This is a genomic window from Paenibacillus harenae DSM 16969 (assembly GCF_000422465.1).
In the GTDB taxonomy this organism is placed as follows: domain Bacteria; phylum Bacillota; class Bacilli; order Paenibacillales; family Paenibacillaceae; genus Pristimantibacillus; species Pristimantibacillus harenae.
Map to the genome: position 1 here is coordinate 249,321 of NZ_KE383845.1, position 12,537 is coordinate 261,857.

Here is a 12,537-nt window from a genome sequence, read left to right on the forward strand (position 1 = left end):
TCAGTTGAAAATCATTCTCAAACTATCTCAAACGAAACTATAACAGGGGGCTGTTCCTATGTCAATCCTAAAGTGATAATGATTTTCAGATTCATTGACACTGCCGGACTCATCCCATACAATGTTCAGTAGTTATTAATTGTTTATTTACTTGGGAATGAGGAAGTCATGGATACTACTTTACTAGCAACGCGGACTCAGAAAACCGCCGGACTGCTCGCCGGTATTCTATTAGCTGCCGCAGGCATCATATGCAGTATCGCTTTCGGGGTAACAAATATCAGCTGGCGCACGATTATTGCATCCTATACCGATTTCAACGGCTCGCAGGAGCATCTGATCATACAAACGGCAAGAACGCCGCGCGCCCTTATTGCGGCTGCAGCGGGAGCAAGCCTGGCCGTCGCCGGTTCATTCATGCAGGGAATTACCCGCAATCCGCTGGCATCGCCCAGCATCTTCGGCATTAATGCCGGAGCCGCTTTCTTCATTGTAGTCGGCTCTGCCTTCTTCGGAGCCAGCGGTCTATCCACGTTCGCGACGCTTGCCTTCGTCGGGGCGGCATTCACCGCGGCGCTTGTCTATGTGCTTGGCTCGATTGGCAACGACGGGCTTACGCCTATCAAAATCACGCTTGCGGGAGCCGCATTAACCGCCTTCTTCTCCTCCCTCTCGCTCGGTCTTCTGCTGACGGGCGGCCAGACGTTCGATCAGGTGCTGTATTGGTTCGTCGGATCCGTAGCAGGGCGGGATATGGGCATTTTTACTGCCGCGGCGCCATATATGGGATTGGCTATGGCCGGCGCGCTTGTGCTTGCGAGGCATATGAATGTGCTCTCGCTCGGCGAGGATGTCGCCGTCGGTCTCGGACAGAAAACCGTCTATATCAAGCTTGCGGCGGGAATCGTCATTGTCCTGCTCGCCGGCGGTTCCGTCTCGATGGCGGGTCCGATCGCTTTTGTCGGCATCATTATTCCCCATTTGGTCCGTTACATGGTCGGCATCGACTATCGCTGGGTCGTTCCGTATTGCGCCGTATTCGGCGCCAACCTGCTGCTGGCCGCAGACATCGGCTCGAGATATATTTCGTTTCCGAAGGAAGTACCCGTCGGCGTCATGACGGCTATCATCGGCGTTCCCTTCTTTGTCTACATCGCCAGAAGAGGAGGCCGTACCTAAATGAGCAAGCTCATTACGATCCGAGGGCGCAAGCATTCGTTTCAAATAAGCCGACGGACCGTTACCGTGATTGCTATGCTGGCAATTGCCAATATAGCCGCCGTTATGATTTGCGTCGGTCTCGGCAGTCAAACGATCAACCCGATTGCGGTCATTCGCTCGTTATTCGGCGCAGGCGATCCTTCGGACAGCATGATCATCTGGTCGCTGCGCATGCCGAGAACCGTCATTGCCGTTATGGTCGGCTCAGCGCTAGCCGTATCCGGCGCCTTGCTGCAAGGGATCGTGCGCAATCCCCTTACTTCGCCGGACATTATCGGCATATCGGGCGGCGCGTCTCTCGGCACCGTCGTATTCATCCTGTATTTCTCGCATGTCAGCATACGCTTCATGCCGGTAAGCTCGATCGCGGGGGCGTTCGCCGCTGCGATTCTAATCTACATTTTCGCTTACCGTCGGGGCATCACGCCGCTTAGGCTCGTACTGATCGGAATCGGTATGGCAACCGCCTTAACGGCGTTTACTTATATGCTTATCCTTACGGCCTCGTTCACGCCGACAGCGGTAGCCGTCAAGGCGTTCACCTTCATGACGGGAAGCATTTACGGCGCTTCCTGGGATAAGGACGTCCTTACGCTCCTGCCATGGTTCCTGATCCTGATGCCAATCGCGCTAATATTTGCGAGACATCTGAATGTTCAAGAGCTCGGCGATGACGTAGCCGCCAGCGTCGGCAGCTCCGTCCATGCGAAACGTACGATTTTGCTTCTCATCAGCGTTGCTCTTGCGGGAGCGGCAGTCGCTATTGGGGGAGCCATTAACTTTATCGGCCTAATGGCACCCCATATTGCCCGCAAGCTCGTCGGGCCGGCGTACGGCGGCGTTATTCCGGTATCTGCCCTCATCGGATCGCTTGTATTACTGCTTTCCGATCTGATTGCCAGAGTTGCCTTCATCCCGCTCGATATCCCGGCCGGCGTATTTACGGCAGCGATCGGGGCGCCGTTCTTCATCTACCTGCTTTACCGCCATCGGAATGGAGCACAATAGCTAATACCGGAATATAACCCAGATTCGTTATCCAATAGGGAGTGAACCTCATGTCCGTCATAGAAGCAAGAAGCCTGACGTTATCCTACGGTCATAAGCCGGTCTTCGCCGAGCTTGACTTACTGATCCCGCCCGGTAAAATCACCGTGCTTATCGGCAGCAACGGCTGCGGCAAATCAACGCTTCTGCGTTCGCTTGCACGCCTCCTAAAGCCTCAGGAAGGCTCCATATGGCTGGACGGCAGCGAAATGTCCAGGCTCTCGAGCAAGGAAATCGCGAGGCGCCTTGCCATACTGCCTCAAGGTCCCGTCGCGCCGGAAGGATTGACCGTTCATCAGCTCGTCAAGCAGGGCCGCTACCCTTACCAAAGCTGGCTTCAGCAGTGGTCGAAAGAGGACGAGAAAATGGTGAAAAAGGCGCTTGAGGTGACGGATATGGAGGATCTATCGGACCGTTCAATCGATTCTCTCTCCGGGGGCCAGAGGCAGCGCGCCTGGATCGCGATGACGCTCGCCCAGAACACGCCGGCCATCTTACTCGACGAGCCGACGACTTACCTGGATATGACGCATCAAATCGAGGTGCTTGATCTGCTGTTCGACTTGAACGAGCAGGAAAGCCGCACGATCGTGATGGTCCTGCACGATATTAATCTGGCTTGCCGGTACGCGCATCGGATCGTAGCCGTCAAAGACGGTCTCATCTATGCGCAGGGCGCGCCGGAGACGATTATGAACGAGCGGCTCATCCGCGACGTATTCGATATGGAGTGCCAAGTGACCGCCGATCCGATCTTCGGGACGCCGCTGTGCATCCCGTACGGCAGAGGCCGCAAGGTGCTCCAACCGGTCATGGCATAAAAGCAACAAGGGCCGTTCCCTCCACTCGGGAACGGCCCTTTATTCATTTCCCCGCATCTTCAGCCTTTAACCGAGCCTCCCAGCAAGCCTCTAACGAAATATTTCTGCAGGGCGAAGAATACGGCGAGCGGCATAAGCATCGAAACAAATGCAGCTGCGGTAAGCAAATGCCAGTCATTGCCTCTCGAGCCGACCAGGTTCGCGATATTCATGGAAAGCACCTGAACCTCCGGCTGACTGCCGAGGAAAATAAGCGCCACCAGATAGTCGTTCCACACCCACAAAAATTGAAAAATGCTGATCGAGGCCAGCGCCGGCACGGACAGCGGCAGGATCAGCCTGCTGAAAATCGTAAAGTTGGTCGCGCCGTCCATAAACGCCGACTCAAACAAATCCTTCGGCAGTTGGCTGATCGAGGTATACATGAAATAAGTAATGAGCGGCAAGCCAAATGCGGTATGCGCCAGCCAAATACCGAAATAGGTGCCGTTCAAGCCTAACGCCGTATAGTCGCGAAGAATCGGGATAAGCGCAACCTGAATCGGTACGACAAGCAGCGCGATGACAAGCACGAATAACGTCTTTCGGCCGGGAAACCGCAGCCACGCGAACGCATAGGCGGCAAAGGAAGCGATGAATATCGGGATGACGGTAGCCGGTATGGTCACCGCGACCGTATTCCAGAAGGAACGGGACATGCCGCTCCCCTTCTCCGTCTTCGTGCTGCCGTCAGGCATCGTGATGGAATAGGTTTTCCCGCCAAGCACCGTCTCATAGTTTTGTGTGGTGAAGCGCGAGATAACCGTCCATTCCTTCTCCTGCACATTAAGAACCCGCGCACGGCGATTTTCCCAAATCAGCCTTTCTCCGCCCACGATAACCCCCGCGCGCAGCTGATCGTCCGTATACGTCGCTCCGTCGATCCCGATCGGCGCGCGCAGGTCCGTTTCCTTCGGGAGCTGCAGCTGCTCCGCCGTCTGCCAATCGCGATGCGGCAAAATGTTCCACCAGCCCGTTGCCAATATATCGGCCGCTGGGCGAAAGGATGAGACTAACAGGCCGAGGGTCGGGATCGTCCAAATGAGACAGATGACGGCAAGCACCGTATTCACGAGCCATTTCGATCTGCGGATGCCTTTTTTTCTTCCCATCTAGAAGCCCCCCTCTCTGCGGAATTGGCGTAAATTGATGATAATAACCGGTATGACCGCTACGAGCAATACGATCGCAAGAGTCGAGCCGTATCCGGCATTCTGATACATGAAGAGCTGCCGGTAGAACTGCGTCGCCACTACGTCGGTCTCATATTGTCCACCGGTCATAATCATGACCACGTCGAAAATTTTGAGCGTAAACACGATAATCGTCGTCGTAACCGAGAGCAGCGTACCCGAGATATAAGGAATCATAATGCTGAAGAAAATCCGGATCTCGCCTGCACCGTCCATACGGGCCGCTTCCAGGATATCTTCCGGAATGCTCTTAATGGCCGCCGAGAATATGACCATCGCAAAGCCGGTCTGCATCCAGATCAGAATCGCGATCAGAAACAGATTGTTCCAGGGCTGAATCATGCTTAGCCAAGCCTGCGGCTCGCCGCCGAAAGCAACGACAATGGCATTCAGAAGACCGATTTGCTCCTGGCCCGGCTGAAAATAATAAATAAACTTCCAAATGACGCCGGCCGCTACGAATGAGATGGCCATCGGCATAAAAATAAGTCCCTTTGCCAGCTTCTCGAAGCTGCTGCGGTCCGCCAGAATCGCAATCAGAAGGCCAAGGCTGACGCAAGCGAGCGTTCCGAAGAATACCCACAGCAAATTGTTCCGCAGCGCCATCACGAGCAGACGGTCCGTAAATACCGCCGCATAGTTAGCCAGTCCGACGAAGTTAACCGACCCGGCATCCAAGAAGCTTAAGTAAAGCGTCCTTAGCGTCGGAAACACAAGCAGCCAGCCCAGCAGAAGGACCGCAGGACCGACAAATACAAAAGGCAATATTCTCCGCTTCCATTTATCCGGATACTGCTCGACCATCCAATTCAGCATGTAATAAATCGAGTATATGCCCAGTACTCCCCATGCTACAGCCACTATCGCTTTGATAACCGGGGGCAGATCGGCATCGCGGAAGAACAAAAAGATGCCCCAGTGAATGGCAATATTAATCCCCGGCACCAGCAACGAAATCAACAGCAGCCACAGAGCATTGCCTTTCCTCGCCTGCAGTTCCATAAGTATCCTCCTTAAAGATGCGCGTAAGCGAGTGCGCTATGTTCTTCGTTGCTAACCAGCGCCTCTTTCCATAGAGGGATCGCAGCCGTGCGGCTGAGATCCCTTCGTTATCAAACTTACTTCCAGCCGGATTGAATTTCCTTCAAGGCGGCATCCAGATCTACCGTTCCGCTGATATAATCGGTCATTCCTTTCCAGAACGAACCCGCTCCGACCGCGCCGGGCATCAGGTCGGAGCCGTCAAACCGGATCGTGTCCGCGGACTGCACGAATTCGGCCATCCGCCGTTCTTGATCGTTCGGGTACCAGGATGGATCGGCGTCGTTCATCGGGGCTGTTACGCCTCCGGACTGAATCCATGACTTTAAGGACTCCCCGGTCGTAAAGAACTCCATGACGGCCCGCACCTCCGGGCGATCATTGAACATGGCGTAGATATCGCCGGATATAAGCGCAGGCTGACCGTACTGCTCGTCGATAGGAGGCAGCGGGAACCAGTCGTAATCGTCAGCCGTCAACCCTTCCGGGAAGAAGGTTGTAATGAAACCGGCCTGGCGGTGCAGCCACGCTTTCGGCGGATTATCGAACAGCGGCTTAACCGCGTCGCCGAACGACGTTGTCGCGATCGATTTGCGGCCTCCGTATACATAATCCTCGTTAAACCAAATGTCGGACATTTTTTGCGCCGCGTTTTTCACGATAGGGTCCGTGAACGGCAGCTCGCCGGATACCCATTTGTCGTAATTCTCGGGCGAAGTCGTGCGGAGCATAATATCCTCCATCCAGTCGGTTGCCGGCCAGCCCGTCGCCGTTCCGCTCTCGATGCCGATGCTCCAGGCCGGATCGCCGTCCTTGGCAATCTGCTCCGTCAAATCCATTAATTCCGTCCAGGTAGCCGGGACGGCGTAACCCGCGTCCGCGAATGCTTTTTTGTTATACCATACAAGGCTCTTCACGCTGCTTCTAGCCCACACGCCGGCCATGACATCGCCGCCTGGACCGGCCATCGTACCCATGTCGAGCCAGCTTTTGTTATACTGCTTCTGCAAATATTCATCGGTCATGAACGTCTTCACGTCGATGACCTTCCCGTCCTTCACGAAGCCCTTCAATAATCCCGGCTGCGGGAAGTCGGCAATATCGGGCGCGTTGCCGCCGCCTACGCGTACGGAAATGGTAGCCTCGAATTCCTTGGAGCCCTCGTAGGAAATATCGATGCCCGTCGTTTCTTCGAAGGCTTTGATGCTTTCGTTGAACTTCACTTCGTCCGCATCCGTGAACGGACCGAACATCGTGACCTTCTTCCCTTTATATTCGCCGTTCATTGCCTTCGCCAGAGCGGTATCGCCTGCCGCTCCCGCATTCGTTCCGCCCTCGTTCCCCTGACCTGCGGCCGGGGTCGGTTCATTCCCCGCGTTATTGTTTGTATTGCCTCCGCAAGCCGTCATAATCATGACGAAAGCGAGCAAGAAAATAAATGCAGTCATTAATTTTTTTGTATGCACAGACCTCATCCTTTCGATATTTTTGTCTGAAAGCAAGGAATAATGCGAATAACGCTTTGCAATCACCACCCCCTTTAAAATGCCATCATTGGCGATTTTTATGCCTTGGCGGCATGATTAACTTTCTTTTTTACAAAAATTGCGCTTACAATAAAATATGAAAAGCTTTTCAGACTTTAGAGGAGAGAGACATCCGCGTGATATCATTTCCGGCTAAAAGGGCTGCGTCGATTCCCTAATGATCAATTGATGCGGTAATTTCTCGCGCAGCACCTCTACCGCGCCTGTCGTTATCAGCTCATGGAGCTTAAGAATGGACCGGTAGCCGATGTCATAGGTGGGCTGCTCGATCGTTGTCAGCTTCGGGATAAACATGCCCGCCATTCGAATATTATCGAAGCCGATAACGGATACATGCTCCGGCACGGCTCTTCCATGTTCGCGCAGATACGATATGGCGCCCATCGCAAATTCGTCAGACGCCGCGAATAGCGCAGTCAGATCAGGGCAGCGCGTGAACAGGAAATCCGCCGCCTCATAGGCATGCTCGAACCGGTGCTCTGCATATTCCACGCAAGCCCCGCAGCCATCCAGCCCTGCTTCGCGAAGCGCGCGCCGGAAGCCGTCGTAGCGTGGCCGGCCCGATATCGTATCGTCCAGCGGGAAGCAAATCATGCCGATGCGGCGGTGCCCGGATTCAATCAGGTGCGTGACGGCTTCGTAGGCCCCCCGCTCATCGTCAATGTCGACGGAAGGAATCTCATACTCGGGCGCATTGGTGGATGCCAGGATAAACGGCAGCCGGTAGCGCTGAATCACCTCATAGTATTCTTTATGCAGGGAATCGCTTGCGAATACGATACCGTCCACCTGCTTCTCAAAAAAACTCTGAACGTATGCAACCGTCCTCTCCTTGTCGCGATCGGTATTGCATATCATCAGGGTATGACCCAGTACGACGGCCGCATCCTGCATCCCCCGGATCAAGCCTGCGTAGTACGGGTTCTCAATATCCGGAATCATTACGCCAAGCGTGTCGGATTTCTTGTAAATCAGCCCTCTGGCGAATGCATTAGGCTGGTATTGCAGAGCTTCAATCGCTTCCTGAACCTTAGCGCGCTTCTCCCCAACAACCGTCTCCGGCGCATTCATTACGCGGGATACGGTGCTGATGGAAACGTTGGCGTATTTCGCCACATCGCGGATCGTCGATTTCATGCCGGCAAGCACGCCTTTCTTAGTGATTACTGTCTGAAAAGGTTTTCAGAAAACCTTTTCACGGCTTATTATAGCCGGATTCAATTGATTTCGCAACCTGAATTTTCCATTGGATTGAAGGCAGCCTATCCGCCTGCATAAATAAAAAAAGCATCCGTTCGCAGGGCTTTTCCTGCAAACAGATGCACTATGCTTAGTCAATCTAATCGGCGTACATACGCTCGCGAAGCGCCTTAATCTCGTCGCTTTCAAGATATTCGTCGTACGTCATCATCCGGTCGATAATGCCGTTCGGCGTAATCTCGATAATACGGTTCGCGATCGTCTGGACAAACTGATGGTCATGCGACGTGAACAGAACCGTGCAATCGGTATCGATCAAGCCGTTGTTCAGAGCCGTGATGGACTCGAGATCCAAATGGTTCGTCGGCTCGTCAAGGATGAATACGTTTGCGCCTTCAAGCATCATCTTCGATAGCATGCAGCGAACCTTCTCGCCGCCTGACAATACGCTTGCTTTCTTCATGCCGTCGTCACCGGAGAACAGCATGCGGCCCAGGAAGCCGCGGATGAACGTCTCATCCGGATCCTTCGAGTATTGGCGGAGCCAATCCACGAGCGTCAGATCAACGCCTTCGAAATACGCGGAGTTGTCTTTCGGGAAGTAGGCGCGCGTCGTTGTGACGCCCCATGAGAAGCTGCCTGCATCCGGCTCCACTTCGCCGACCAGCAATTGGAACAACAGCGTCTTCGGCAGACTGTTCGGACCTACGAAAGCGACCTTGTCGCCTTTGTTGATCGCAATGGTCAAGTTGTCGATCAGCTTGTCGCCGTCCAGCGATTTGGTCAAGCCGTCTACCAGAAGCAGTTGTTTGCCCGCCTCGCGCTCGCCCTTGAACAGAATGAACGGATATTTACGGTTGGACGGACGAATGTCGTCAAGCGTAATTTTGTCCAATAGCTTCTGCCGGGACGTCGCTTGCTTCGCCTTCGATTTGTTGGCGCTGAAGCGCTGGATGAACGCTTGCAGCTCCTTGATCTTGTCTTCCTTCTTCTTGTTCTCGCCGCGCTGCAGCTGCAAAGCCAGCTGGCTCGACTCGTACCAGAAGTCATAGTTGCCGACGTACATCCGGATTTTGCCAAAGTCAATATCCGCGATGTGCGTACATACCGTGTTCAGGAAGTGCCGGTCATGGCTGACCACGATAACCGTACCTTCATAACCCGCGAGGAAATCCTCCAGCCAGCGGATCGATTCAATATCCAAATGGTTGGTAGGCTCATCGAGCAGCAGGATGTTCGGAGATCCGAACAACGCTTGCGCCAGCAATACGCGGACCTTCTCGTTGCCGCCAAGCTCGGACATCTTCTTATCGTGCAAGTCCGGGGTAATGCCGAGGCCGTTCAGCATCTCCGCCGCCTCCGACTCGGCTTCCCAGCCGTTCATGTCCGCGAATTCCGCTTCGAGCTCGCCTGCGCGCATGCCGTCCTCGTCCGTAAAGTCGGCTTTCGAATAAAGAACTTCCTTCTCCCTCATGACCTCGTAGAGCTTCTTATGGCCCATGATTACCGTCTCAAGAACGGCAAACTCATCGTATTCGTAATGGTTCTGCTTCAATACGGCCAGACGTTCGCCCGGTGTGATATGAACATCGCCGGATGACGGCTCGATTTCGCCGGATAATATTTTCAGAAATGTAGATTTGCCGGCGCCGTTCGCGCCGATCAAGCCATAGCAATTGCCAGGCGTAAATTTAATATTGACGTCTTCGAAAAGCGGCCGCTTTCCGTAACGCAGTGTTATGCCACTCGTACTAATCATTCGAATAATCCCGTCCTTCACTACAAAATCGCTTAATCTCGAACTATTATATCACAATATAACCGGAAACCGAACCATCTTTTGCCCCGGATGCCGTGTTCCCGTTCAATCGCCATACCGTTCAGGCGCTGATTCCGTATAGAAATGCGCTCAGGCAAAACGATAAATCGTTCGAAAGCCAGTCTATCAGCTCGCCTCCCAAATGACGGCAAATCCGGAAGCGCCGACGTCCGAAAATGATAGGAGCCGATAATCCGCCCTCTCGTTTCCCCTATGCGATTTCAAAAATAAAAATCCTCCCCGCCTGCGATAATCATTTCTGTCGTCGCATCGGAGGAGGATTGACTTTGTTCGTTCACGCGCTAATCCCAGTTCAGCTTAACCTCGTTGCCGTTCCGCGAGGATTCGTAAATGGCGTCGAGAATCCGGTTGTTCGTATAGCCGGACAGCGCGGAGCTAATCGGCTGCTTGCCCTCCCGGATGCATTCCACGAAATGACGGCTCATCAAGATCCGGTCCTCCTCGCCCTCAAGCGGCGTGATGTCGCTCTCAACGACCTCGTTATCCGAATGGGTCACGTATTTGCCGCTGCCGCCTATTAGCGCCGCGCCGCCTTGCGTGCCCATCAAGTGAATGAACGGCTCTTCGGGAAGAAACGCGGAATGCGCCGCCCAGCTTACTTCGAGCGACAATGTCGCGCCGTTATCCAGCTTGATCAATGCGGAGGCGAGATCCTCGACATCGTAGTACCCGTCCCAGTTCGGCGTGCCCCAGGTTCCGATGCCTTGACGGTGCGGGCCAAACTCCGCGTAAGTAGAACCGTATACCGATACCGGCTTCGGATTGCCCATCAAGTAAAGCGACAGGTCAAGCATGTGAACGCCGATATCGATCAGCGGACCGCCGCCCGCCTGATCCTTGCGCGTAAACCACGAGCCCCAGCCGGGAATGCCTTTTTTGCGGAACCAGCCTGCCTTCGCGTTATAAATGCGGCCGACATCTCCGTTATCGATACGCTGCTTAATCGCGCGGCTTAATCCGGTCCAGCGCATTTGATGCGACATCATCAGAACCTTGCCCGACTTCTCCGCTTCCTCCACGATCGAACGCGCCGCTTCCGAGTCAATCGCCATCGGCTTCTCCAGCAGGACATGTTTTCCCTGCTTCAAGGCTTCGATCGCGAGCGGTGCATGGAACTGATTCGGCACGCCGATGACGACCGCATCGATGGATGGATCCTCGAGCAGCGCTTGCGGACTGCCGTGAACGGTCTGAATGCCGTGCTCCTCCGCCCGCTGCTCCGCAAGGGGCATATAAACGTCCGCAACGGCAGCGACCTCAATGCCATCTATGTTGTTGAACGTCTTCATATGCACGCTGCCGATCGCGCCCGCGCCGATTATGCCGAGACGTATATTCGTTTGAGTCATTCGAACACCCTCCAATATATGGTTATTCAAGATGCCGGACTAGACCAGTATACCGCTTTCGGATACTGCCGTCACTTCCCCCACAATCGCCACGTATGCCCGAGTGGCGGGATAACGATTCGCTCAGCCGCCAAGCAGCGTCTGATCCGGTCGGCCTCCAGCCGGTCAAGCGCTTCGCGCGGCGTATCGTCGGCCAGCTTGAAAGTGCCGTAATGCATCGGTACGAACCATTTGGCTCCGATATCCTCGAAGGCTTGCAGCGCTTGCTCCGGCGTCGTATGCTGCGGGCCCATGAACCATTCCGGTTCGTAGGCTCCAATCGGCAGCAGCGCGACATCAATAGCGAAGCGGCATCCGATTTCCTTAAAGCCTTGGAAATATCCGCTGTCGCCGGCAAAATAGATGGTCGGCTTCTCCGATACGGCCGGATAGGGGGCATTATCGCCCGTTGCGGGGAAATCCGTCTCTTCGCCGCTTGGAGGCGTTACGAGGCGATCTCCCTCGCGGCTTACCGTCCTTCTGCTGCGGGAAGCCTTCTGCTCGATGACCCAGCCGCCCCAATGCGAGCTGTTCGTATCCCACGGGTTTCGTCTCGTCGAATGCTGGGAAGGGACAAAGGTAAAGGTAAGACCGCCGATCGAGACCGACTCCCACCAGTGCAGCTCCTTCACCCGGAGGAAGCCTTTTTTGCGAAGCTTCGACCTTAAGCCCGCCGGTACAAGCAGCTGACGCGGTCCAACAAGCCTGCGAAGCGATTGAATGCTTAAATGGTCATAATGGGAATGAGAAATAAGCACGACGTCAACGGCCGGAACCTCATCGATCGGAATGCCGGGCAGTGTCAGCCTTCTCTGAAAGGCCATCTGCGACGACCATACCGGATCGGTAATGATATTCATGCCGCCAAGCTGTATGAGAAACGTCGAATGCCCAATCCATGTAAGCGAAGGGCATTTTCGATTATCCGTCAAATATTCGAGATCGGGCTGTACGCTTGGAACGGTAAAGGAATAATCCTTCATCTTCAGCTTGCGAATGCGCTCCTGCCGCCATCTGTTAAACTGCTTCATCGAAGTATGCTGCTCAATCGGATCTATGTTCATGAAACGTTTTAACCTCAACCGCCTATTCCTCCCTCGCTGCCAGTATTATTTTATTAAGATACCAAGATGATGCCGTATTTTGCAAATCCATTCTTAACGGTTATCGCAAGCCTTACCGCATGAAATTCTGTCTGTC

At 54.2% G+C, this 12,537-nt stretch carries 10 protein-coding genes; 3 read left to right on the forward strand and 7 right to left on the reverse strand.

All coding sequences use genetic code 11. From position 1 onward, the window contains the following. Nucleotides 1-168: 168 nt before the first annotated feature. Genes H581_RS0129055 through H581_RS0129065 form a run of 3 tightly spaced genes read left to right on the forward strand, consistent with a single transcriptional unit; the run spans nt 169 to nt 3,089 of the window. On the forward strand, nt 169-1,179 hold the full coding sequence (locus tag H581_RS0129055; protein WP_029192327.1) for a FecCD family ABC transporter permease: 1,011 nt from the start codon (nt 169-171) through the stop codon (nt 1,177-1,179). After that, complete coding sequence (locus H581_RS0129060; RefSeq protein WP_029192328.1) at nt 1,180-2,229, forward strand: FecCD family ABC transporter permease; 1,050 nt, start codon at nt 1,180-1,182, stop codon at nt 2,227-2,229. It abuts the gene before it with no gap. A gap of 50 nt (nt 2,230-2,279) precedes the next feature. After that, nucleotides 2,280-3,089 (forward strand): ABC transporter ATP-binding protein, encoded by an 810-nt coding sequence (locus H581_RS0129065; RefSeq protein ID WP_029192329.1) that lies wholly within the window; start codon nt 2,280-2,282, stop codon nt 3,087-3,089. Nucleotides 3,090-3,148: 59 nt separating this feature from the next. Here the strand turns inward: H581_RS0129065 and H581_RS0129070 are convergent, their stop codons facing one another. The 7 genes from H581_RS0129070 to H581_RS0129110 all read right to left on the reverse strand — a co-directional run bounded on the left by H581_RS0129070 (nt 3,149) and on the right by H581_RS0129110 (nt 12,368). Next, nucleotides 3,149-4,240, reverse strand: a complete 1,092-nt coding sequence (locus H581_RS0129070) for a carbohydrate ABC transporter permease (protein ID WP_029192330.1) — start codon at nt 4,238-4,240, stop codon at nt 3,149-3,151. Beyond that, nucleotides 4,241-5,323 (reverse strand): carbohydrate ABC transporter permease, encoded by a 1,083-nt coding sequence (locus H581_RS0129075; RefSeq protein WP_029192331.1) that lies wholly within the window; start codon nt 5,321-5,323, stop codon nt 4,241-4,243. A 116-nt stretch (nt 5,324-5,439) separates the two neighbouring features. Further along, nucleotides 5,440-6,837: an ABC transporter substrate-binding protein gene (locus H581_RS0129080; protein WP_029192332.1), complete on the reverse strand. Its 1,398-nt coding sequence runs from the start codon at nt 6,835-6,837 to the stop codon at nt 5,440-5,442. 204 nt (nt 6,838-7,041) lie between these two features. Next, the gene (locus H581_RS0129085) at nt 7,042-8,046 is read right to left on the reverse strand and encodes a LacI family DNA-binding transcriptional regulator (protein WP_029192333.1); all 1,005 of its coding nucleotides are present in this window, start codon (nt 8,044-8,046) and stop codon (nt 7,042-7,044) included. Between the two features lie 202 nt (nt 8,047-8,248). Beyond that, a complete protein-coding gene (locus H581_RS0129095) occupies nt 8,249-9,868 on the reverse strand; it encodes an ABC-F family ATP-binding cassette domain-containing protein (protein WP_029192334.1) in 1,620 nt (539 codons plus the stop codon). A gap of 362 nt (nt 9,869-10,230) precedes the next feature. Then, complete coding sequence (locus H581_RS0129105) at nt 10,231-11,298, reverse strand: Gfo/Idh/MocA family protein (protein ID WP_029192335.1); 1,068 nt, start codon at nt 11,296-11,298, stop codon at nt 10,231-10,233. Nucleotides 11,299-11,369: 71 nt separating this feature from the next. Beyond that, complete coding sequence (locus tag H581_RS0129110; protein ID WP_425414665.1) at nt 11,370-12,368, reverse strand: MBL fold metallo-hydrolase; 999 nt, start codon at nt 12,366-12,368, stop codon at nt 11,370-11,372. Nucleotides 12,369-12,537: the final 169 nt, after the last annotated feature.

Bases quoted from the DNA above. Each gene is read 5' to 3' on its own strand.
- H581_RS0129055 (WP_029192327.1), top strand. From the start codon at position 169: ATGGATACTACTTTACTAGCAACGCGGACTCAGAAAACCGCCGGACTG.
- H581_RS0129060 (WP_029192328.1), top strand. From the start codon at position 1,180: ATGAGCAAGCTCATTACGATCCGAGGGCGCAAGCATTCGTTTCAAATA.
- H581_RS0129065 (WP_029192329.1), top strand. From the start codon at position 2,280: ATGTCCGTCATAGAAGCAAGAAGCCTGACGTTATCCTACGGTCATAAG.
- H581_RS0129070 (WP_029192330.1), bottom strand. From the start codon at position 4,240: ATGGGAAGAAAAAAAGGCATCCGCAGATCGAAATGGCTCGTGAATACG.
- H581_RS0129075 (WP_029192331.1), bottom strand. From the start codon at position 5,323: ATGGAACTGCAGGCGAGGAAAGGCAATGCTCTGTGGCTGCTGTTGATT.
- H581_RS0129080 (WP_029192332.1), bottom strand. From the start codon at position 6,837: ATGAGGTCTGTGCATACAAAAAAATTAATGACTGCATTTATTTTCTTG.
- H581_RS0129085 (WP_029192333.1), bottom strand. From the start codon at position 8,046: ATGAAATCGACGATCCGCGATGTGGCGAAATACGCCAACGTTTCCATC.
- H581_RS0129095 (WP_029192334.1), bottom strand. From the start codon at position 9,868: ATGATTAGTACGAGTGGCATAACACTGCGTTACGGAAAGCGGCCGCTT.
- H581_RS0129105 (WP_029192335.1), bottom strand. From the start codon at position 11,298: ATGACTCAAACGAATATACGTCTCGGCATAATCGGCGCGGGCGCGATC.
- H581_RS0129110 (WP_425414665.1), bottom strand. From the start codon at position 12,368: ATGAAGCAGTTTAACAGATGGCGGCAGGAGCGCATTCGCAAGCTGAAG.